Consider the following 20,828-nt stretch of genomic DNA (forward strand, 5'->3'; position numbering starts at 1 on the left):
GAACCCGCAGATGACGTCGATCATCGCCGAGACCGCCACCACCCCGACCCCCGGCCCGGCCCGGGCCCTGGTCTGTCGCGGCTGCGGCGCGGAATACCCGCTGGCCGCCCAGCACGCCTGCTACGCCTGTTTCGGTCCGCTCGAGGTCGCCTACGACCAGGCCGCACTGGCCCGGGTCACCCGCGCCGACATCGAGGCCGGCCCGAACAACATGTGGCGGTACGCCGCCCTGCTGCCGGCCGGTCAGGACCCGGCCACCCGGGTGACGCTCGACCCCGGCATGACCCCGCTGGTCGCCGCCCCCGGCCTCGCCGCCGAACTGGGCATCAGCGCGCCCCTGTGGGTCAAGGACGACAGCGGCAACCCGACCCACTCGTTCAAGGACCGGGTCGTGTCGGTGGCCCTGACCGCCGCCCGCGACCTCGGCTTCACCCGCTTCGCCTGCGCCTCCACCGGCAACCTCGCCAACTCGGTCGCCGCACACGCCGCCCGCGCCGGCGTGCCATCGGTCGTCTTCATCCCCGGCGACCTGGAGCCCGGCAAGATCATCACAACCGCCGTGTACGGCGGTGACCTGGTCGCGATCGACGGGTCGTACGACGACGTCAACCGGCTCTGCGGCGAACTGGTCGAGACCGACGAGTTCGAGGACACCGCGTTCGTCAACGTCAACGTCCGGCCGTACTACGCCGAGGGGTCGAAGACCCTCGGTTATGAGGTGGCCGAGCAGCTCGGCTGGCGCATCCCGGCCCAGGTGGTCATCCCGATGGCGAGCGGCGAACTGCTCACCAAGGTCGACAAGGCGTTCAGCGAGCTGGTCGAGATCGGTCTCGTCGAGGCGCCGGCCGGTGGCTGGCGGGTCTTCGGCGCCCAGTCGACCGGCTGCAACCCGATCGCGACCGCCCTGCACGCCGACACCGACACGATCACCCCGGTCAAGCCGACCGGCATCGCCAAGTCGCTCAACATCGGCGACCCGGCGGCCGGCGCGTACGCGATCGAGGCGGTCCGGCGTACCGGTGGCTGGATGGACCACGCCGACGACGACGAGATCCGCGCCGGGATCCGGTTGCTGGCCCGGACCACGGGCGTGTTCGCCGAGACGGCCGGCGGCACCACCGTCGCCGTCCTGAAGAAGCTGGTCGACAGTGGCCGGCTCGATCCGACGGCGGAGACGGTCGTCTACAACACCGGCGAAGGTCTCAAGACCCTCGACGCGATCGCCGGGCTGGTCGGCCCGACGCACCGGGTCAAGCCGTCGCTGCGGGCGGCCCGGGAGGCCGGCCTGCTCGGCTGAGGCGGCCGGTGTCAAGTCGGGTCACCCGCCCGGGCGAGGATGTTGGCGGCCGGTAACCGAGGTTTTGCCGTCCGTGGAGAAAACGTGGCCCGGCAGACTTGACGACCGCCTCGTGAGGACGCAAGATGCTCCGTGCGGGAGGGCGTAGCGCCGTAGACTTTTGAAGCTCTTACGACCCAGCGCCGGAGGCGTTGTGCGCACGTCCTCCCGACCAAGAAGGTAGTTCGGTCTCCCCGGCCAAGAAGGAAATTCGGTCAAAGGAAATTCGGTCGCGGTCACCCCGGCCGGACGGCACTCTCGGTTGCATGGACATCGCCGTCACCGCCTTCACCCCCGCCGACCGTGCCGCCGTCGAACGAGCCTTCGAGATCCAGACGGCGGTTGTCACCGCCGACGTTCCCGGCTTCCCGACACCCGATGAACGCGACTTCTTCGTCGGGATGAAACACCCGCGGACCGGATACGCCTTCGAGCGCTGTCTCGCGTACGTCGACGGGGACCCGGTCGGCTATCTCGAGATGACGATGCCGCAGCTCGACAACACCGACAACGTCACGGTCGAGCTACAGGTGCTGCCCGACCACCGGCGGCGTGGGGTGGGCCGGGCACTGTACGCCCGGGCCGTGGAGCGGGCCCGCGCGCTCGGCCGTAAGCGGCTGATGGGCATGGCCGTCGCCGCGCTGCCCGACGGCGCGCCCCGGAACGGGGCCGGCAACGGGTTCGCCGCCGCGATGGGGGCCGAGTCGGTGCTCGCCGAGGTACGCCGGCGGCTCGACGTGACCTCGGTCGATCAGCCCCGGCTGGACGCGATGCTGACCGAGGCGTGGAAGCACGCCGACGGCTACGAGCCCGTCCGCTGGGTGGGCGCCACCCCGGAGGACCTCATCGACGATGTCGCCTACCTGGACGGGCGACTGGTCCAGGACGCGCCAATGGGCGACCTGGACTGGGAGCCGGAGAAGGTCGACGCGGACCGGATACGCAAGGTGGAACAGAACCACGAGTTGCGCGGCCGGCGCATGTACCACTCCGGACTCCGGCACCGGGAGAGCGGGCGGCTGGCGGCCTGGACCGAGATCACGCTCGCCGACGGCAACGAGTGGCACGCCTTCCAGCAGATCACCATCGTCGAGCCGGCCCACCGGGGCCATCGGCTCGGCACCATCGTCAAGATCGACAATCTGCGTCGGGTGCTGGCGAAGGAACCCGACCTGCGCGTCATCGACACCTGGAACGCCGCGGCCAACGACCACATGATCTCGATCAACGAGGCGATGGGGTTCCGGGCGGTCGACACCTGGCACAACTGGCAGCAGTCCGTCTGACCGGCCGTCCACCGGCGGGTACGGGTACGGCGTACCCGCCGATCAGCGCGGCGGGCGGGTGAGTGCGGTCCGGACCCGGCCCGCCCACGGCCGCAGCGGCAACTCCCGGTAACCGCCCGCCGAAAGCCCCGCGTGCCGCTCGAACACGTTCCGGCAGCCGTATGACCCGGTCAGCGTGTACGACCAGCCGCACGCCACCAGGTAGGCCGGCAGGAACAGCGGGCCGAGCAGGGCGTACTGCCCGACGTGCCGGACCTCGTGCGTGAACAGTTCCGCCCGTCGCGGATCGAGCAGCCACTGCGCCGGCCGGCGGGTCACGACCACCGACCCCACCGTGAAGCACGGCTGTGCCGGCACCGGCAACCGGTAGCCGCCGGCGACGAACACCCCGTCGGGCCCGCGCTCGCGGGTGGCCCCGCCCAGCGCCGCCACCGCCAGCCCGGCCAGCGTCGAGCCGTTCACCCAGTTGACGGCGGTGCGGAACGACGACCAGCGAGTGCCCATGCATCCGAGGATGCGCCGGAATCACGCCCTACGACACCCACGGTCGGCTACGGCATGATGGCTGACATGACGGAGACCCCGCATCCCATGTACACCGCGCACGCCGACACCCTCGCCCGCGCGCTGACCGCGATCGCCGAGCGCGGCTACTGGTCGGCCTACCCCGAGTCACCCAGCCCCCGCGTGTACGGCGAGACCGCCGCCGCGCAGGGCGAGGCCGCCTTCCGGGCCCTGCTCGGCAACCGTTACCCGCTCGACCAGCCCGGCACCGTCGACTGGGTCGCCACCGAGGCCAGCCCGTTCGGCGTCGACCTCGGGGTCAGCTATCCGCACGGCGACGTGGACGCTCTGGTCACCGCCGCGCGGGCCGCCCTGCCGGCCTGGCGGGACGCCGGACCGCAGACCCGGGTCGGGGTCTGCGCCGAGATCCTCGCCCGGCTGCACGCCAACATCTTCGAACTCGCCAACGCGGTCCAGTTCACCAGCGGCCAGGCGTTCGTGATGGCGTTCCAGGCCGGCGGCGCGCACGCCCTCGACCGCGCCCTCGAAGCGCTCGCCTACGCGTACGCCGAGATGAGCCGGCACCCCGGCACCGCGGAATGGGAGAAGCCCGCCGGCAAGGGCGACCCGCTGCGGATGAGCAAGACCTTCCACGTCGTACCCCGGGGGGTGGCGCTGGTCATCGGCTGCAACACCTTCCCGACCTGGAACTCGTACCCGGGTCTGTTCGCCTCGCTGGCCACCGGCAACCCGGTGGTCGTCAAGCCGCACCCGGGCGCGGTGCTGCCCCTGGCCATCACCGTCCGGATCGCCCGTGAGGTGCTTGCCGAGGCCGGGTTCGACCCCAACCTGGTCCTGCTCGCCGTCGAGGCACCGGGCGAGAAGATCGCCTCCACGCTCGCGCTGCGGCCGGAGGTCCGGATCGTCGACTTCACCGGCTCCACCGAGTACGGCGACTGGCTGGAGGCCAACGCCCGGCAGGCGACCGTCTACACCGAGAAGGCCGGCGTCAACACCATCGTGGTCGACTCGACCGACGACTTCGCCGGGCTGTGCCGCAACCTCGGGTTCTCCCTGACCCTCTACAGCGGACAGATGTGCACCACCCCGCAGAACATCCTGGTGCCGGCCGGCGGCATCAGCACCGACCAGGGCCACAAGAGCCTCGACGAGGTCGCCGCCGGCATCGCCGCCGCGGTCGGCAAGCTCACCGCCGACCCGGCCCGCGCGGTCGAGTTCACCGGCGCGATCGTCAACGACGGCGTACTGGCCCGGCTCGCCGAGGTCGGCGGTGACGTCGTACTGGAGTCGCGGGCGATCGACCACCCGGCGCACCCCGCCGCGGTGGTCCGTACGCCGACGATCGTGAAGCTGGCCGCGGACGCGGTCGACACGTACGGCCGGGAGTGGTTCGGGCCGATCTCGTTCGTCGTCGCCACCGACTCGACCGCGCACAGCCTCGACATCTTCCGGGAGACGGTCGGCCGCAAGGGCGCGCTGACGGCGGCGGTCTACTCGACCGACGAGAAGGTGCTCGACGCGGCGGAGGAGGCGGCGGTCGACGCCGGGGTGCACCTGTCGTGCAACCTGACCGGTCAGGTCTTCGTCAACCAGTCCGCGGCGTTCTCCGACTTCCACGCCAGCGGCGCCAACCCGGCGGCGAACGCGGCCCTGACCGACGGCGCGTACGTCGCCGGCCGGTTCCGCATCGTCCAGTCCCGCCGCCACCTCCCCGCCTGACACCCGTCATGATCCCCGTGATCAGGGACCAGGACCCGCGTGTCGTCGGCGTGCCGAGGCGCGTACTCCCTGATCACGGGGATCTTGGGCGGAAAGCCTAGGCGGCGCGGCGCATCTGGAGCTCGGTCAGCACCGGGATGGTCGGGTGCGGCACCCGTACCCCGGTGTCGACGAAACCGAGCCGCTCGTACGCGCGTACCGCCCGGTCGTTGCCGATCACGACCTCGAGCATCAGCTCCGGCCGGCCGGCCGCCCGCGACCAGCGCGCGACGCTGTCCAGCAGCGCCCGCAGCACGCCGCTGCCCCGGTGCTCCGGCGTCACGTAGACCGCGTAGACCACGGTGAGGGTCGGCTCGTCCGGCGACACCACGCCGCCCGCGTGGGCCACGAAACGGCCGTCCACCTCGGCGACGAACTGGGCGACCTCGTCGCCCGCCGACACCCGCGCCACCCGGGCGGCGAACTCGGCGTGCGGCCGTGCCGCCGCCTCGGCCAGGGTCTCCAGGAAGGCCAGCGGAGTGTCGGCCAACATCTCGATCCGCATCGCGCGCATCCGGGCTGTGTCGGACGGTCGGATCCGGCGTACGGCGCACGGTGTGGCGGTCACGTCGGTCATGGTGGCATGCTCGGCGCCGGCACCGTCCGGCGGCAACCGGATTCGGGCCGCTCAGGGGGCGTTGGCGACGTACCCGGGGTGCACCCGCCCGGCCAGCAGGTGCTCGCCGACGCCGCGGCACAGTTCGGTGCCGTACTCGAAGCCCAGCCGGCCGGGATAGCGGGCGAGGGCACCCACGACCCAGTCCGGACCGATCGCGAGGCACGCGATGTGCCACAGCCCGTCCTCGTCGCGCAGCAGCCATCCGTTCTTGATCGCGATCTGTGGGGCGAGGGCGGCGGGCAGCGCGGCGCGGATCCCGAAGTCGCCGACCCCGCGTACCCGCCGCATCTCGTCGAGCAGCCAGGGCGTCCACCGGGTGCCGGCGGCGCGGCCGTCGGCGAGGCAGAGCCCGATCCGTACGGTGTCCCGCGCGGAGACCGCCGTGTTGCTCCAGGTGTCCTGGTACGGCTCCGATTCCGTCAGCCCGCAGATCGTCACCAACCGCTCGATCGACCGGCGGCGTCCGAGGATCGCGAAGAGGTCCTGCGCCACCGCGTTGTCGCTGTCGCGGATCATGCGGGTCAGCGCGTCCAGGCGGGCCTCGGACGGCGCGTCGTCCGGCGGTAGCCGCCGCAGGTAGTCGGCGGCGAGCCAGGCCTTCACCATCGACATCGTGTCGCTCGCGGCGGTGAGGTTGCCGGACCCGGTGATCCGGCCGGAACGGCGGTCGAGGAAGGCCCAGGAGAGGAATCCCCCGACGGGCACCCGTACGTCCGGTGTCGGCGTTCCGGGAGTCGGGCTGCCGGGCGGGGAGGTCGCCCCGGCTCCGGGGTCGGTGCGCTGGACGGGGGCCGGGTCGCGTCCGGTGGCCGCCGGAGCGGGGTCGGCGGCACCGTGCCGGAGCACCTCCGCGCCGACGAGTCCGGCGGCGAGCACGAGTACGAGGATCATGTGGTGCCGCCGGCGCCGCCGGTGCCGGCGCAGCCGGTGACGTGCCATCGGTTGGCTGGTTTGGTGGTGACCCACGTTGGTTAAACGAGCAACCCTTTCCGGCGACGCCCTCACGCATAAGATCGCATTCACCGTGTCCTTTTTGGGGTAGTGCACGGCAGAGATACCTCGTGTAGCGTGCGATTTCGGTCGCCATGTTCGACGGGACCGACATGGATCACGATTCCTGGTCCTCTCCGGGCGTACGTCCCGGGCCGGGAGGAGTGAAAGGCCAGCAGCATCGAAGTGAGGAAGTGCACCGTGGCACAGGGCACCGTGAAGTGGTTCAACAGCGAAAAGGGCTATGGCTTCATCGCGGTCGACGGGGGCAGGACGTGTTCGTCCACTTCTCGGCGATCGAGATGGACGGCTACAAGGCGCTCGACGACGGGCAGCGCGTGGAGTTCGAGATCGCGCAGGGGCAGAAGGGGCCGCAGGCCGAGAAAGTGCACGTCATCGCCTGACGGCAAAGATCGACCAAGGCGACCGATAGGGGCCTCGGAAGAAACGCGCGGCGCCGGTTCTCCGCAGCAGAGGGCCGGCGTCTTCGTCGTCCCCGGGGTTGTCCTGTCGGTCGTCTTTTCCTAACCGCTTCCCGGCGGGCAGGCACATGACGTGCCTCAATCGGTGTGCGGAACCCCGAGCGCTTCGTCGGACCGCCCGTCCGGCCTGCTTTTCGCGGCCCGGTGCGAGCCATCGGAAGCGATCCCTCAAATGAGGGATCGGGTGCGGCGTCCCGGTTGACCGGGTCGGATTTCCGACCTTGATCGACGAATTCGCGGAGAGGGCCTCGTGCTCCGGCCGGGACGTCCGCCGAGGGTCTCCCGGACATCGTGGCACGTCTATCTGTCGGCCGACGTCGTGGGGTGCGCGGTCGGGCCCCGTGTCGCGGGCCGGGCGCGACCTCGACGGGGCTGGCCGGGCGGTCCCGGAATAGGCCAACGCGCTTGCACTCGCCAGGGGGAGTGCTAAACAGGTCATTGGCACTCGCGGACCGCGAGTGCCAATGGTCGGGGCGGTGGGGCCACCGGTGCGGACCCGGGAGACGGGTGCGTGGCGATGGCCGGTCGTCGCGGGCTATCCGGCCCGGCCAACGGACGTCACTGTCGCCAGGTAGTGACGTCCGAGGCTGCGTAGTCAGGCGGCACGCCCGGGCCAACCGGCCCAGGTGGCCGTGAGTGTCCAGGAGGACAACGCCGTATGGCCAAGATCATTGCGTTCGACGAGGAGGCGCGCCGCGGCCTCGAGCGGGGCATGAACACCCTCGCCGACGCCGTAAAGGTGACGCTCGGCCCCAAGGGCCGCAACGTCGTGCTCGAGAAGAAGTGGGGCGCCCCCACCATCACCAACGATGGTGTGAGCATCGCCAAGGAGATCGAGCTCGAGGACCCGTACGAGAAGATCGGCGCCGAGCTGGTCAAGGAGGTCGCGAAGAAGACCGACGACGTGGCCGGCGACGGCACGACGACGGCGACCGTCCTGGCCCAGGCGCTGGTCCGCGAGGGCCTGCGCAACGTCGCGGCCGGCGCGAACCCGATCGCCCTCAAGCGGGGCATCGAGTCCGCCGTCGCCGCCGTGGCGGAGGAGCTGGCCAAGCTCGCCAAGGACGTCGAGACCAAGGAGCAGATCGCCTCCACCGCCTCGATCTCCGCCGGTGACAACACCGTCGGTGAGATCATCGCCGAGGCGATGGACAAGGTCGGCAAGGAAGGCGTCATCACCGTCGAGGAGAGCAACACCTTCGGCCTCGAGCTCGAGCTCACCGAGGGTATGCGCTTCGACAAGGGCTACATCTCGCCCTACTTCTGGACCGACCCGGAGCGGATGGAGGCCGTCCTCGACGACCCCTACATCCTGATCGTCGACGGCAAGATCTCGGCGGTGAAGGACCTGCTCCCGATCCTCGAGAAGATCATGCAGAGCGGCAAGCCGCTGCTGATCATCGCCGAGGACATCGAGGGCGAGGCCCTGGCCACCCTGATCGTCAACAAGGTGCGCGGCACCTTCAAGTCCGTCGCCGTCAAGGCCCCGGGCTTCGGCGACCGCCGCAAGGCGATGCTGAACGACATCGCGATCCTGACCGGTGGTCGGGTCATCAGCGAAGAGGTCGGTCTCAAGCTCGACGCCGTCACCATCGACCTGCTGGGCCGCGCCCGCAAGGTGCAGGTGACCAAGGACGAGACCACCATCGTCGACGGTTCCGGTGACGCCGACCAGATCCAGGGCCGGGTCAACCAGATCCGTGCCGAGATCGACAAGAGCGACTCCGACTACGACCGCGAGAAGCTGCAGGAGCGGCTGGCCAAGCTGGCCGGCGGCGTCGCGGTGATCAAGGTCGGCGCGGCCACCGAGGTCGAGCTGAAGGAGCGCAAGCACCGCATCGAGGACGCGGTCCGCAACGCCAAGGCCGCCGTCGAAGAGGGCATCGTCCCCGGTGGTGGCGTCGCGCTGGTCCAGGCCGGCAAGACTGCCTTCGACAAGCTGGACCTCGCCGGCGACGAGGCGACCGGTGCGCAGATCGTCAAGGTCGCGCTCGACGCCCCGCTCCGCCAGATCGCGGTCAACGCCGGCCTCGAGGGCGGCGTCGTGGTCGAGCGGGTCCGCAACATCGAGGCCGGCCACGGCCTCAACGCGGCCAGCGGTGAGTACGTCGACCTGCTCAAGGCCGGCATCATCGACCCGGCCAAGGTGACCCGTTCGGCGCTGCAGAACGCCGCGTCGATCGCGGCGCTGTTCCTCACCACCGAGGCCGTGGTGGCGGACAAGCCGGAGAAGACCCCGGCCCCGGCGGGCGCGCCGGGCGGCGGGGAGATGGACTTCTGAGTCCGGACTCCACGTGACGAAGGGCGGGCCGCGCGAGCGGCCCGCCCTTCGGCGTCTGCGGCACCCGGCCGCCCAGAACGGCTAACGCCGCTGGTTGCGCTGTTTCAGGCGCCGGGACGTGGGCTCCGGCACCTGCCGGGGCGCGTCGACCATCTCCAGCGGCTCGTCCGGTGCCGGATCGTCGTACTCCGCCAGTTCGGCCAGGTCACCGAAGTCCAGCCGTTCGACGAGCGCGTCCGTGGGCCGGTCCGGCCGCGCCGAGGCCTGGATGTGGAGATCGTCCGTCGGGTCGTCGTCCTTGGTCATGACCTCCTCCTTCCCCGGTCACCGTACGGTGCGGTGGCCGACCGCCGAGGAAGAACGGCACTACACCCGATACCTCCCAATTCACTGACCGGGCGGCGAGGGCACTGCCGGCGAACCGGTCAGAGCTGTTTGCGGAACAGGAAGAAGACCCGTTCGATCCAGGCCCCGGCGCTACCGGCGTAGAACGGCACCGGGCCGACCCAGCCGATCTGGGCCCGGTCGTGTCCGGCCGCCCGCTGGTCGCGCAGGCAACGGCGCAGCAGCACGCCACCGATGCCGAGCCCCTGCGTGTCCGGCGCGGTCCCCATCGGGCCGAACCAGGACGGCCGCGACGACCCGTACGCGGCGAAGCCGAGCACCTCGGTGTCGCGTACGGCGAGGTGGCAGCCGGCGCCCGGCCGGCCGACCGAATGGGCGAGTTCGCCGTCCCACCCTCCGCCGAAGGTGACCCGGGCGAACTCGACCAACGCCGGTACGTCGTCCTCGGTCGCCCGCCGTACCCGGATGCCCCGCTCGGCGAGGCGGGCCTCCGCCGGTGCGGTGTCCCGCAACGCGGGCGAGCCGTCGTACGACAGGTCGGCGGTCATGTTCCACGCCGTGCGGTCCTGCTCGTAGCCGAGCGCCATCGCGGCGCAGATCGCCGGCGTGTACCGGACGTCGATTCCCGGCCAGGCGTAGTACGGCGGGTTGCCGGCCAGCAGCACCTCACCGGCGCCCAGCCCGGCGAGCGCGCCCTCGACCCGCGACAGCAGGGTGCGGCCGATGCCCCGGCGCCGGTCGGCGGGGTGGACCGCGATCAGGTCGACGTGTCCGACGGCGGGATCGCGGTGCGCGATGGAGCCGAGCACCACCCCGACCGGCTCGCCGCCGGCGACCGCGACGAACCCGACGAGCTGCCGCCGGCCGCTCGTCCAGGTGGCGTCGCCGGGCAGCGTGGTCTCGCGCAGCCGGGTGACGATCTCGCTCGCCTCGGCGGAATCCTCCGGCAGATCGAGAGCTTCGCCGCAGAGTGCCACCACCTGGGGCAGATCGGCATCGGTCAGTTCGGCGACGGAGAACTCGAGATCCACGAGCGCCGAACCTACCGTGTCTGGCGGGCCCGCTCCACCGCGGCGTACGCGTCGACCAGACCGGCACCCTCGACGTTGGCCAGCTGCCCGCAGTCGCCCTCGAGCTGGCTCGGCGTGGGCGGCACGACCTCGGCGGCGGTCTCCACCATGATCTGCCGGGTGGTGGCCAGGTCACCGATCAGGGCCGGGTTCGCCGACCACATCAGCGCCGCGACCCCGGCGACCTGCGGGGTGGCCATCGACGTGCCGGAGTTGCTGGCGTAGCCGCCGCCGGGCATCGCCGACAGCACGTCGTCGCCCGGCGCCACCAGGTCGGGCTTCGCCGAACCGTCCGGGGCGGGGCCACGGCTGGAGAAGTCGGTGACCTGGCCGCTCTCGTTCACCGCACCGACCGTCAGAACGTCGGCGTACGGTGCGGGCGGATCGTCGATCGAGCCGCAGAACGGGCCGGTGTTGCCGGCGGCGGCGACGAAGAGGATGCCGGCGGCGGCGAACGCGGCCGTGGCGCCGGTCAGGGCCGTGGCGTCGCATCCTTCGAGCCCCGGGCAGCCCCACGAGTTGGTGAGGATGTGCGGGGCGCGGTCCGGCCGGCCGTCGGTGAAGGGGTCGCCGCCGGGCGGGAAGGGCGCCAGCATGAACTGCAGGCAGTCGAGGTAGCGGGCCGGGTTGCCCAGGTTGCGGTCGAGGTTGACGCAGCCGACCCACTGGGCACCGGGGGCGACGCCGATGTTGTCCCGCCCGACGGCCGAGCCCGCGGTGTGGGTGCCGTGTCCGCCCCGGTCGGTCGGCGTACGGGTGCCGTTCCACGGGTCGTACCAGGAGTCGTCACCGCCGCGGAAGCCCGCGGCCAGGGCCGGGTGGCTGCCGTCCACCCCGGAGTCGGACGAGCCGACGACGATGCCGGCCCCGTCGGTGTCGAGCTGTGACCAGACCCGGTCGGCGCCGATCGTCGTCAGGTGCCACGGCGGCGTCGGCGGTGCGGGCTCGGTGCCCCGGCCGGGCGGTGGCGCGGCGGGCAGCGGCCGGATTTCCTGGCTGAGCAGCACCCGGTCGACGTCGGCGCGGCTGCCCAGCCAGGCCCGCACCGCCGGGCCGCCGTCCACCTCGATCGCGTTGATCAGGTAGTACGGCTTGTAGCTCAGCCGGAGCCGGTCCAGTTCGCGGCGCAGGTCGCCCTGCGATCCGGCGGCGGTGGCGAGGAGTCGCCGGTGCACCTCGCGTACCTTCGCGTCCCGTCCGGCCTGGCCGGGCTCCGCGGTGGTGATGCCGGTCAGGTCGGCCTGCTCCTTCATGACCACGAAGAGACGTTCGCCGTACAGGCCCGGGTGGCCGAGGCCGACGTGGACGGCCGCGCCGGCGAGTACGACGGCGGCGGCGGTGACCGCGCCGACCCACCGGTGCGGGATGACGGCGCGGGCCCGGCCGAACGCGATCGCGTACGCGAGCCCGACGACGAGTGCCACGGCGGCCGAACCGCCGGCGGCCACGGCGGTCCAGAACGGGATGTCGCGGTCGATCAGGACCAGCGAGATCTCCTCGGGGTCGACCAGGCCGAGCGGTCCGAAGACGGCCACGGCGACCAGCCAGCCGACCGGCGGTCGCGGACCGGAGGCGTCGCCCGGCCGGTAGGCGGCGCTTCCCTGGGCGGCGACCGCCGCGACGGGGCGCAGCGCGGCGACCGCGAACCCGGTTGCCGGGAGCAGGAACAGTGCGGCCAGTTGGCTGCCGCTGTGGCCGACGGCGGCCCCGACGAGCAGCAGCGTCACCCCGGCCACCAGCCCGCCGAGCAGCACCGGCCGGACGCCCCGGCCGGTCGGGCCGTCGTACGCGGACCAGAACCCGGCGTCGAGGATCGATGCCGCCAGCCAGCCGACCGCGGCGGCGGCCGCCGCGGCGAGCACCGTCTCGGTCAGCCCGCCGAGCGCCCCGACCCAGAGCCAGGGCAGCAGCACCGCGGCTCCGGCCGCGACGGCGAGCAGCACCGCCACCCCGGCCGGCCTTGATCGGCGTCCCCGGCCCCGGGTGGCCCGCATCGCGACGGCGAGCAACGCCGCGCCGGCGGCCAACGCGGCGAGATACAGCTCGTTCTGCGGCTGCGGAATGGCGCGCAGCAGGCCGAGCACGGCCAGGACGATGGCGCCGCACAGCCAGGCCCGACCGGCGGCCCGGACCGCCGCCGACCGGGGTACGACCGCCAGCGGCGCCGCCACGGCCGAGATCAGAGCCGCGTCGACCAGGCTGGTCAGCGGCCACACCCACACCGGCGCGGTCAGGCCGGCGACGATCGCCACCTGGTCGACCAGCCAGCCGGTCGTCTGCGCGACGGTGGTGAGACCGACCGCCCACAGCCCCACCAGGACCGCCGCCACGATCGCCCCGATCCCCCGGCCGGGCGGGGGTGGGGGAGGAGGGTACCCGGGCACCCACCCGGTCGGCGGCAGTTCTCCAGATGGCGGCGGACCCGGCTGCATGTCCAGACAGTACGTTGTCGCCGCATGCGGCTAACGTGGTTACGTGCGCGACCCAGCCGTGTCCCGATACACCGCCGGCCAACTGTCCACCTCCCGCCGGGCGGCCGACCTGCGCCGCCTGCGCGGCGAACGGTTCGACGTGCTCGTCATCGGGGTGGGGTGACCGGTGTCGGCGCGGCGCTCGACGCCGCGTCACGGGGCCTCAAGGTGGCGCTGGTGGAGGCCCGGGACTACGCGGCCGGCACCTCCAGCCGGTCCAGCAAGCTGATCCACGGCGGCCTGCGCTATCTCGAGCAGTTGGAGCTCGGGCTCGTGCACGAGGCGCTGACCGAGCGTGGCCTGCTCGCCACCCGGCTCGCGCCGCACCTGGTCCGGCCGGTCCCGATCCTCGTGCCGCTGCCGTCCGGCGCCGGCCCCGCGCCCTGCCCGGCCGGGCCTTCCGCCGCGCCTACTACGGCCTCGGCGTGGCCGCGTACGACGTCTTTGCCGGAATCTTCGGCGGCGGTCGGGGCATGCCGCTGCACCGGCACCTGTCCCGCGAGGGCGCCCGCCGGATCTTCCCGAGCCTGCGCGCCGACGCGGTCGGCGGCGCGATCCGCTACTACGACGGCCAGATGGACGACGCCCGCCTGGTGGTCAACCTGGCCCGCACCGCCGCCAGCCTGGGCGCCGCCGTGGTCACCAGCGCGCGGGCCGTCGGCCTGCTGCGCCAGGCCCGCGAGGTGACCGGGGTCCGGGTCCGCGACATGGAGGCGCCCGCCGGCTCGCCCGACGCCGAATTCGAGGTACGGGCGCGCACCGTCATCGCCGCCACCGGCGTGTGGACCGACGACATGTCACGGATGCTCGGCGACGTGGGCCTGCGGCCCGGCTTCCGGGTACGCGCCTCCAAGGGCGTGCACCTCGTCGTGCCCCGCTCGGCGATCACCGGTGATGCCGGGCTGATCCTGCGTACCGCCACCTCCGTGCTCTTCGTCCTGCCCTGGGGCGGCCACTGGATCATCGGTACGACCGACACCGACTGGCAGCTCGACCGGGCCCATCCGGCCGCCTCGGCCAGCGACATCGACTACCTGCTCGAGCAGGTCAACAAGGTCCTCGACCGGCCGCTGACAACCGCCGACATCGAGGGCGTCTACGCCGGCCTGCGCCCACTGCTGTCCGGCGAGGCCGAGTCGACGTCGAAGCTGTCCCGCGAACACGCCGTCATCGAACCGATGCTCGGCCTGCTGCTGGTCGCCGGCGGCAAATACACCACCTACCGGGTGATGGCCGAAGACGTGGTCGACCGGGCCGCCCGCCGGCTCGGTGGCGCCCGCCCGTCGCGCACCGCCGACCTGCCGCTGCTCGGTGCCGACGGCTACGCGGCCATGTGGCGCGACCGGGCCGACCTCGCCCGCCGGCACGGGATGCCGGGCGGTGTCGTCGAGCACCTGCTGGAGCGTTACGGCACGCTGACCACCCACCTGCTCGCGCTGATCCAGGCCGACCCGCTGCTGGCCACCCCGCTGGCCGGAGCACCGGAATACCTGGCGGCCGAGGTGGCGTACGCGGCACACGCCGAGGGGGCGTTGCACCTGGACGACGTGTTGACCCGGCGGACCCGGATCTCGTTCGAGACCCCGCACCGGGGCAGCGAGTCGGCCGGGCAGGCCGCCGAGATCATGGGCAAGGTGCTGGGCTGGGACGCCACCGTACGGGCCCGGGAGGTCGAGCACTACCTGGCCCGGGTCGAGGCGGAACGGCAGTCGCAGCGGATGCCCGACGACGCGACCGCCGACGCGGCGCGGATGGGGGCTCCCGACGTACGCGGGTTCGCCGCCGACCGGGGCATCGACCTGACCCCGCCACCCGAGGTCCGCCTCCTGCCGGGCTGACGACCCGGCGGGGCTTGACTCCGACGTAGCGTCGGGGTTTTTGATCGGTGCCATGAAGCGGGTACCCGTCACCTTCCTGGCCTCCGATTTCCTGTCGCTGTTCGGCAACGCGGTTGCCGGCGTGGCCATGCCGCTGATCGTGTTGCAGACGACCGGCAGTGTCCTGGGCGCCGGAATCGTCGCGGCGGCCACCGCGATCCCGGCGATGATCGGCGGCCTGTTCACCGGTGTGGTGATCGACCGGATCAACCGGCGTACCGCCTCGGTCGCCACCGACCTGATCTCCGCCGGTGCCGTGGCCGCGCTGCCCATCGTCGACCTGCTGGTCGGGCTTGAACTGGGCTGGTTCATCCTCTTCGGGATCATCGGGTCGCTCGGGGACGTACCCGGGATGACCGCACGCGAGGCGCTGCTGCCGGCGATCGTCCGGCACGGCGGGATCGCCGCGGAGCGGCTGATCGGCGTACGGGAGAGTCTGGGTGCCCTGGCGATTTTGGTCGGGCCGGCGGCGGCCGGCGGCCTGATGGTCCTGTTCGACGGCTCCACCGTGCTGTGGATCACGGCCGCGACGTCCCTCGGCGCGGCGCTGGTGACCCTCACCCTGCCCCACCGGGTCGGCGAACTCGAAGCCGGCGCCGCGCCGGGCAGCGCGGAGCCGGCCGGCAGCGCGGACCCGGGCGGAAGCGCGGCCGGCGGGGCCACGGCGGAGCCCGGCGCCGAGGTCGCCGTGGGGCTGCGGCCCGCGCCGGTCACCGGCTGGGCGCAGCTGCGGGAGGGCTGGCGGCTGCTCTTCCGCGGCAGCCCGTTCCTGCTGGCGGTCACCCTGCTCAACCTGGTGCTGGCGACCGTGCTGTCCGCGCTGCAGGGTCTTGTCCTGCCGGTGCACTTCACCCTTCTCGACCAGCCGGGCCGGCTCGGTCTGGTACTCAGCTCCATAGCGCTCGGCACCATGGTCGGTGGCGGGGTCTACGCCGTCGCCGGCAGTCGGGGACCACGGCGCGCCTGGCTCCTCACCGGCTTCGCCGCGAGCGTGGTCGGGATCGCGGTCATCGGCGCGCTGCCGGCGGCCGGGCTCGTCTTTACCGGCGCCTTCGTCGTCGGCGCGGCGTTCGGGCTGCTGAGCGGGCTGCTCGGCGTGCTGATGATGGAGCGGATCCCGGACCGGATGCGGGGCCGGATCCTGGGGACCCAGAACGCGATCCTGACCGGCGCGGCCCCGGTCGGCATCGTGCTGGCCGCCGTGGCCGTCGAGTACGTCGGACTGGGTGCCGCCGCGGCCGGCCTCGCGGTCGTGTGGGCGGTCGCCGCCGTCGTCGCCGTGACCGGCCGGGGGCTGCGTAGCCTGGACCGCGAACCGGTGAAGGAGAGCGTGTGAACAGCGGCGAGGTGGCCCGGCTGGCCGGCGTGACCGTACGCACGCTGCGCCACTACCACCAGATCGGCGTGCTGCCCGAGCCGCCCCGGGCGGCGAACGGCTACCGGCGGTACCGCGCCGCCGACCTGGTCCGGTTGCTGCGGATCAAACGCCTCGCCACGCTGGGCATCCCGCTCGACCGGATGCCGGACCTGCTCGACGGCACCGACCAGCGGCCGCCGGAACTGCTCGACCAGCTCGACCGGGAGTTGGCCGCCGAGATCGAACGGTTGACCCGGCAGCGGGAGGTCATCGCCCAGATCCGGGCGGAGGGCGTGGCCCCGGACATCCCGCCCGAACTCGGCCGGTTCTTCGCCGTGTTCGGGGCCGCCGGCGTCTCGCCCGAGATGACCGCGGCCGACCGCGACCAGTCCATCCTGCTCGCCCACCTGGTCGGCGAGCAGGCGATGCCGCACCTCGTGGAGTTCTACGAGCTGCTGGCCTCCGACGAGTACGTCCCCCGGGTCACCGCGTTCGCTCTGCGGTTCGCCGAACTCGGCCCGCAGAGCAGGGCCGACGAGGTCGACGCGCTCGTCGCGGAGTTCGTCGAGATCTTCGGGCCGGCGGTGAGCGCGATCAGCGGGTCGAACACCCTGCCGGCGATCGACGAGAAGCGGGCGGGGCTTCTCGACGACCTGCGCGACGACCAGCTCAACGACGCCCAGCGCGCCTACCTGGCCCGGGTGCAGGCGTACTTCACCTGACGGGCGCCCCGCGGGACGGCGAACCTAGAGGACCTTGCCCGGGTTCAGCAGGCCGGCCGGATCCAGCGCCGCCTTGATCGCCTCGTGGACGCGTACGCCCACCGGGCCGATCTCCTTCGCCAGCCACTCGCGCTTCAGCAGGCCGACGCCGTGCTCGCCGGTGCAGGTGCCGCCCAACCCCAACCCGAGTTCCATGATCGCGTCGAAGGCGAGCCGTCCGCGTTCGAGGCAGGCCGGGTCGGCCCGGTCGACCACGATGTTCGGGTGCATGTTGCCGTCCCCGGCGTGCCCGACCACCCCGATCGGCACGTCGTACTCGGCGGCTACCTTCTCCACCCCGTCGAGCAGCGACGCCAGCGAGCCGCGGGGTACCGCCACGTCGTCGATGATCAGGCCGCCCCGGCCGCCCGGGTAGGTGTCGGCGGCGTACTTCTCCATCGCCGCGTGCGCCAGCCGGCGGGCCTGCAGCAGCGCGGCCGCCTCGGTCGCGTCGGTCGCCTGGTAGACCTCGCTCGCCCCGGCCGCCTCGCACACCGCGGCGATCCGGGCCAGGTCGGCGCCGGCCCGCTCGCCGGTGTCGGCCGCCGCGAGCAGCAGGGCCTTCGCCTCGGTCGGCAACCCCATCGACCGGTACGCCTCGATGGCGAGCAGGTGGGTCTGGTCGAGCAGTTCCAGCAGGCTCGGGGTGAGCCCCTCGGACGCGATCGCCGCGACCGCCGCGCCGGCAGCGGCCGTCGAGGGGAAGACGGCGACCAGGGTCAGCGACTCCTCGGGTGCCGGGCGCAGCGCCACGGTGATCTCGGTGATCACCCCGAGGGTGCCCTCCGAGCCGACGAAGAGCTTGGTCAGGTCGTAGCCGGCGACCCCCTTCGCGGTGCGCCGACCGGTCCGCAGCACCTCACCGGAGGCGAGCACCACCTCCAGGCCGATGACGTACTCGCTGGTAACGCCGTACTTGACGCAGCACATGCCGCCAGCGTTTGTGGCGACGTTGCCGCCGATCGTCGACGACTCCCACGACCCCGGGTCCGGCGGGTAGCGCAGCCCCTGCGCGGCGACCGCACCGGCCAGCGCCGAGTTGACCACCCCGGGCTGCACGACGGCGATCCGGGCCACCGGGTCGATCTCGCGGATCTCGGTCATCGCGGTGGTGCTCAGCACCACGCAGCCGCCGACGGCGTTCGCGGCGCCGGCCAGCCCGGTCCGGGCCCCCTGCGGCACGACCGGTACGCCGTGTGCGGCGGCGACCCGTACGACGGCGGCCACCTCGGCCGTGGTCCGTGGTCGTACGACGACCGCCGGGAGGCCGTACGCGCACAGGTCCGCCTCGTCGCGCTGGTAGCTGACGAGCAGGTCGGGGTCGGTCACCACGGCCCGGTCGGGCAGTACGGCGCGCAGGTCACTCAGCAGGTCCGTCATGACTGGCCAGGGTATCGGCCGGTTACCTTGGTGACCATGGTCTACGTCGACCCACCTGCCTGGCCCGCCGACGGACGGCTCTGGTCCCATCTGGTCAGCGACGTGTCGTACGCGGAGCTGCACGCGTTCGCCGCGCGGATCGGGCTGCCCCGGCGGGCGTTCGACCGCGACCACTACGACGTACCGGAGGAGCGGTTCGCGGCGGTGGTGGGGCACGGCGCCCGCGTGGTGTCGAGCCGGGAGATCGTCACCGTGCTGCGCCGTTCGGGACTGCGGCTGCCCAAACACCTGGCCGGGGGCCGCCGCCGCCCGTGACACCCGCTCCGGCCGCGCTCGCGGCCCGGCGTTCAGGCTGCGGCCTCCAGGGCGGCCAGTTCGCGGCCGAGGTTGACCCGGGCCGCCGACTCCCAGCGTCGCGCGAGCACCGGCAGCCGGTAGAGACCCGGCAGGTCGAGCAACCGCCGCAGGACGGCGGCCCGACCGGCGCGGAAGAGTTCGTCGGGCACGTGGGCGTACTCGCGGCGGACCGCCGTGGCATAGCGGTCGTAGTCGGCGGCCGGTCGGGCGAGCACGGCCAGGTCGGCGTCACACAGCAGCGCCCCGTCCCGGTCGTCCGGATCGGCCTCGTGGCCGGCGGTGAGCAGGACCAGCCGGGCGACCTCGGCGATGGCGGCCGACGGAACGCCGAGGGCGGTGAGGGTGCCGGTGGCGAGCGCCGCGCTGGCCCGCTCGTTGGCGTCGCCGGGTGCCCGCGGATCGTAGACGGCGTCGTGGAACCAGACGGCGAGGCGTACCAGGTCGGGCCGGTCGGCGTGGTCGGCCTGCTCGTCGACGACCCCGAGCATGGCGGCGAGGTGGTCGACGGTGTGGTAGTGCCGCTGCGGCTCGCCCCAGCGTTCGAGCAGGTCGAGGCCGGCCGCGGTGGCCCCGGCCGCGGTCGCGCCGGCCCCCGCGGCGGCGGCCGACCAGCGATCGATCAGTTCGGTCACCGGGCCAGTCTGCCGCAGGCGCCCGGGCCCCGCCGGGGGCGGCCGGGCGGGCCCGACGACGGCGGTACCCATGAATCGGGATCTGCCGGGTAAGCCGGCGCATGACCGCAGACCGGGGGAGCACCGAGAGTCCCCCGGCCGGTGGCATGGGGCAGCGGTGGCGGGAGCGCCGCGAGCGGTTCGACACCACCTTCCGGGAGCGGACGGTCAAGGTACGCGCCAACGCCGGGCTGGCGGTCCAGGCGGGTGTCGCCGGCGGTCTCGCCTGGTTCGTGGCCGCCGAGATCGTCAACAATCCGGCGCCGTTCTTCGCGCCGATCGCCGCGGTGGTGACCCTGGCCTCGTCGGTCGGGCAGCGCCTCAAGCGGACCATCGAGCTGATCATCGGAGTGGCGCTGGGTATCGCCGTCGGCGACGCCATCATCCTGGTGATCGGCACCGGGGCGTGGCAGATCGCCGTGGTGGTGACGCTGGCGATCATCGCGTCGATCTACGTCGGTGGGAGCCCGTCGCTGTTCAACCAGGCGGCGGCGTCGGCCGTACTGGTCGCCACCCTGAGTCCGCCCGAGGGCGGGATCTACTTCACCCGGTTCTTCGACGCGCTCATCGGTGGCGTGGTCGCCCTGATCGTCATGACACTGCTGATCCCGCTCAACCCGCTGCGGGTGGTCGACCGGGCCGTCGACCCGGCACTCGACACCATGGCCGACGCGCTCAGCGACACCGGCGGCGCGCTGGCCCGCCGGGACGCGTCCAGTGCCGACGCCGCGTTGGAGCGGCTGCGGAAGGCGGAGGGCGAGGTACGCACGCTGGAGAGCGCCATCGAGGCCGGTCGGGAGACGGCCACCCTGGCGCCGCTGCGCTGGCACAAGCGGGGCGTGTTGACCAGATACGTGGACAGCTCCAAGTACATCAGCCGGGCGTTGCGGGACAGTCGGGCGCTGGTCCGCCGGGCGGTGACCCAGATCCAGGACGCCGAGCCGGTCCCACCGTCCCTGCCCGAAGCGGTACGCGACCTGGGCGAGGCGGCCCGGCTGCTCTACCACGAGCTGGGGGCCGGGGTGGAGCCGCAGGGTGCCCGGGACCGCGCACTGCGTGCGGTCGGTGCCGCCGCCCAGGCGTACTCGGCCGGGGTCGGCCTGTCCGGCAGCACCGTCGTGGCCCAGGTCCGGTCGATCGCCAGCGACCTGATCGCCGCGACCGGGGTGGAGATGGCCGAGGCGAACCAGATGGTCCGGCGCGCCGTCGGCCGCTCTTCCCGGTGACCCCACCGCCGCGCCCGCGCGACCCCTCTTGCCGCC

General features: G+C 72.8%; 17 protein-coding genes and 1 pseudogene. 10 read left to right on the plus strand and 8 right to left on the minus strand.

Annotated elements, in window-relative coordinates; translation table 11 throughout:
• Nucleotides 1-10 precede the first annotated feature (10 nt).
• Nucleotides 11-1,297 (plus strand): threonine synthase, encoded by a 1,287-nt coding sequence (gene thrC / locus Prubr_RS15095; RefSeq protein WP_212825941.1) that lies wholly within the window; start codon nt 11-13, stop codon nt 1,295-1,297.
• Nucleotides 1,298-1,602: 305 nt separating this feature from the next.
• Nucleotides 1,603-2,622, plus strand: coding sequence for a GNAT family N-acetyltransferase (locus Prubr_RS15100; RefSeq protein ID WP_212825943.1), 1,020 nt, complete (start codon nt 1,603-1,605; stop codon nt 2,620-2,622).
• A 42-nt stretch (nt 2,623-2,664) separates the two neighbouring features.
• Here the strand turns inward: Prubr_RS15100 and Prubr_RS15105 are convergent, their stop codons facing one another.
• A complete protein-coding gene (locus Prubr_RS15105) occupies nt 2,665-3,126 on the minus strand; it encodes a hypothetical protein (protein WP_212825945.1) in 462 nt (153 codons plus the stop codon).
• Between the two features lie 66 nt (nt 3,127-3,192).
• Here Prubr_RS15105 and paaN point away from each other — a divergent pair, with 66 nt between their 5' ends.
• Nucleotides 3,193-4,866 (plus strand): phenylacetic acid degradation protein PaaN, encoded by a 1,674-nt coding sequence (gene paaN / locus Prubr_RS15110; protein WP_212825947.1) that lies wholly within the window; start codon nt 3,193-3,195, stop codon nt 4,864-4,866.
• A gap of 97 nt (nt 4,867-4,963) precedes the next feature.
• Here paaN and Prubr_RS15115 read toward each other — a convergent pair whose 3' ends face one another.
• Both Prubr_RS15115 and Prubr_RS15120 read right to left on the minus strand, forming a co-directional pair.
• Nucleotides 4,964-5,482, minus strand: coding sequence for a GNAT family N-acetyltransferase (locus tag Prubr_RS15115; RefSeq protein WP_212825949.1), 519 nt, complete (start codon nt 5,480-5,482; stop codon nt 4,964-4,966).
• A 51-nt stretch (nt 5,483-5,533) separates the two neighbouring features.
• Nucleotides 5,534-6,463, minus strand: coding sequence for a hypothetical protein (locus tag Prubr_RS15120; protein ID WP_212825951.1), 930 nt, complete (start codon nt 6,461-6,463; stop codon nt 5,534-5,536).
• 164 nt (nt 6,464-6,627) lie between these two features.
• On the opposite strand from Prubr_RS15120, the gene Prubr_RS15125 reads away from it, so the two are divergent.
• Both Prubr_RS15125 and groL read left to right on the plus strand, forming a co-directional pair.
• Complete coding sequence (locus tag Prubr_RS15125) at nt 6,628-6,918, plus strand: cold-shock protein (RefSeq protein WP_425518050.1); 291 nt, start codon at nt 6,628-6,630, stop codon at nt 6,916-6,918.
• A gap of 736 nt (nt 6,919-7,654) precedes the next feature.
• Entirely contained in the window at nt 7,655-9,277 is a 1,623-nt protein-coding gene (gene groL / locus Prubr_RS15130) for a chaperonin GroEL (RefSeq protein ID WP_212825953.1), read from the plus strand.
• An 81-nt stretch (nt 9,278-9,358) separates the two neighbouring features.
• Here the strand turns inward: groL and Prubr_RS15135 are convergent, their stop codons facing one another.
• The 3 genes from Prubr_RS15135 to Prubr_RS15145 form a co-directional block, all read right to left on the minus strand.
• Nucleotides 9,359-9,583: a hypothetical protein gene (locus Prubr_RS15135; protein ID WP_246568702.1), complete on the minus strand. Its 225-nt coding sequence runs from the start codon at nt 9,581-9,583 to the stop codon at nt 9,359-9,361.
• Nucleotides 9,584-9,702: 119 nt separating this feature from the next.
• A complete protein-coding gene (locus Prubr_RS15140; RefSeq protein ID WP_212825955.1) occupies nt 9,703-10,653 on the minus strand; it encodes a GNAT family N-acetyltransferase in 951 nt (316 codons plus the stop codon).
• 11 nt (nt 10,654-10,664) lie between these two features.
• Nucleotides 10,665-13,130, minus strand: a complete 2,466-nt coding sequence (locus Prubr_RS15145) for a S8 family serine peptidase (RefSeq protein ID WP_425518051.1) — start codon at nt 13,128-13,130, stop codon at nt 10,665-10,667.
• A gap of 103 nt (nt 13,131-13,233) precedes the next feature.
• Here Prubr_RS15145 and Prubr_RS15150 point away from each other — a divergent pair.
• The 3 genes and pseudogenes from Prubr_RS15150 to Prubr_RS15160 all read left to right on the plus strand — a co-directional run bounded on the left by Prubr_RS15150 (nt 13,234) and on the right by Prubr_RS15160 (nt 17,119).
• A pseudogene (locus tag Prubr_RS15150) lies at nt 13,234-15,001 on the plus strand (glycerol-3-phosphate dehydrogenase/oxidase).
• A 52-nt stretch (nt 15,002-15,053) separates the two neighbouring features.
• Nucleotides 15,054-16,376 (plus strand): MFS transporter, encoded by a 1,323-nt coding sequence (locus Prubr_RS15155; protein ID WP_212825959.1) that lies wholly within the window; start codon nt 15,054-15,056, stop codon nt 16,374-16,376.
• Entirely contained in the window at nt 16,373-17,119 is a 747-nt protein-coding gene (locus tag Prubr_RS15160; RefSeq protein WP_212825961.1) for a MerR family transcriptional regulator, read from the plus strand. The genes Prubr_RS15155 and Prubr_RS15160 overlap by 4 nt, the downstream gene beginning before the upstream one ends.
• Nucleotides 17,120-17,143: 24 nt before the next feature.
• Here Prubr_RS15160 and Prubr_RS15165 read toward each other — a convergent pair whose 3' ends face one another.
• Complete coding sequence (locus Prubr_RS15165) at nt 17,144-18,538, minus strand: FAD-binding oxidoreductase (protein WP_212825963.1); 1,395 nt, start codon at nt 18,536-18,538, stop codon at nt 17,144-17,146.
• Between the two features lie 36 nt (nt 18,539-18,574).
• Here Prubr_RS15165 and Prubr_RS15170 point away from each other — a divergent pair, with 36 nt between their 5' ends.
• Nucleotides 18,575-18,853 carry a DUF4031 domain-containing protein gene (locus tag Prubr_RS15170; protein WP_212825965.1) on the plus strand — a complete coding sequence of 93 codons (279 nt, stop codon included), beginning with the start codon at nt 18,575-18,577 and terminating at the stop codon, nt 18,851-18,853.
• A 32-nt stretch (nt 18,854-18,885) separates the two neighbouring features.
• Here Prubr_RS15170 and Prubr_RS15175 read toward each other — a convergent pair whose 3' ends face one another.
• On the minus strand, nt 18,886-19,527 hold the full coding sequence (locus Prubr_RS15175) for an HD domain-containing protein (RefSeq protein ID WP_246568704.1): 642 nt from the start codon (nt 19,525-19,527) through the stop codon (nt 18,886-18,888).
• A 101-nt stretch (nt 19,528-19,628) separates the two neighbouring features.
• Here Prubr_RS15175 and Prubr_RS15180 point away from each other — a divergent pair, with 101 nt between their 5' ends.
• Entirely contained in the window at nt 19,629-20,792 is a 1,164-nt protein-coding gene (locus tag Prubr_RS15180) for an FUSC family protein (protein WP_246568706.1), read from the plus strand.
• Nucleotides 20,793-20,828 lie beyond the last annotated feature (36 nt).

It is taken from the genome of Polymorphospora rubra (assembly GCF_018324255.1).
GTDB lineage: Bacteria > Actinomycetota > Actinomycetes > Mycobacteriales > Micromonosporaceae > Polymorphospora > Polymorphospora rubra.

Excerpts from the sequence above, each read along its gene's own strand:
- Prubr_RS15115 (WP_212825949.1), bottom strand. The coding sequence starts at position 5,482 with ATGACCGACGTGACCGCCACACCGTGCGCCGTACGCCGGATCCGACCG.
- thrC (WP_212825941.1), top strand. The coding sequence starts at position 11 with ATGACGTCGATCATCGCCGAGACCGCCACCACCCCGACCCCCGGCCCG.
- Prubr_RS15180 (WP_246568706.1), top strand. The coding sequence starts at position 19,629 with ATGACCGCAGACCGGGGGAGCACCGAGAGTCCCCCGGCCGGTGGCATG.
- Prubr_RS15100 (WP_212825943.1), top strand. The coding sequence starts at position 1,603 with ATGGACATCGCCGTCACCGCCTTCACCCCCGCCGACCGTGCCGCCGTC.
- Prubr_RS15170 (WP_212825965.1), top strand. The coding sequence starts at position 18,575 with ATGGTCTACGTCGACCCACCTGCCTGGCCCGCCGACGGACGGCTCTGG.
- Prubr_RS15125 (WP_425518050.1), top strand. The coding sequence starts at position 6,628 with ATGGATCACGATTCCTGGTCCTCTCCGGGCGTACGTCCCGGGCCGGGA.
- Prubr_RS15120 (WP_212825951.1), bottom strand. The coding sequence starts at position 6,463 with ATGGCACGTCACCGGCTGCGCCGGCACCGGCGGCGCCGGCGGCACCAC.
- Prubr_RS15155 (WP_212825959.1), top strand. The coding sequence starts at position 15,054 with ATGAAGCGGGTACCCGTCACCTTCCTGGCCTCCGATTTCCTGTCGCTG.
- Prubr_RS15135 (WP_246568702.1), bottom strand. The coding sequence starts at position 9,583 with ATGACCAAGGACGACGACCCGACGGACGATCTCCACATCCAGGCCTCG.
- paaN (WP_212825947.1), top strand. The coding sequence starts at position 3,193 with ATGACGGAGACCCCGCATCCCATGTACACCGCGCACGCCGACACCCTC.
- Prubr_RS15105 (WP_212825945.1), bottom strand. The coding sequence starts at position 3,126 with ATGGGCACTCGCTGGTCGTCGTTCCGCACCGCCGTCAACTGGGTGAAC.
- Prubr_RS15165 (WP_212825963.1), bottom strand. The coding sequence starts at position 18,538 with ATGACGGACCTGCTGAGTGACCTGCGCGCCGTACTGCCCGACCGGGCC.
- groL (WP_212825953.1), top strand. The coding sequence starts at position 7,655 with ATGGCCAAGATCATTGCGTTCGACGAGGAGGCGCGCCGCGGCCTCGAG.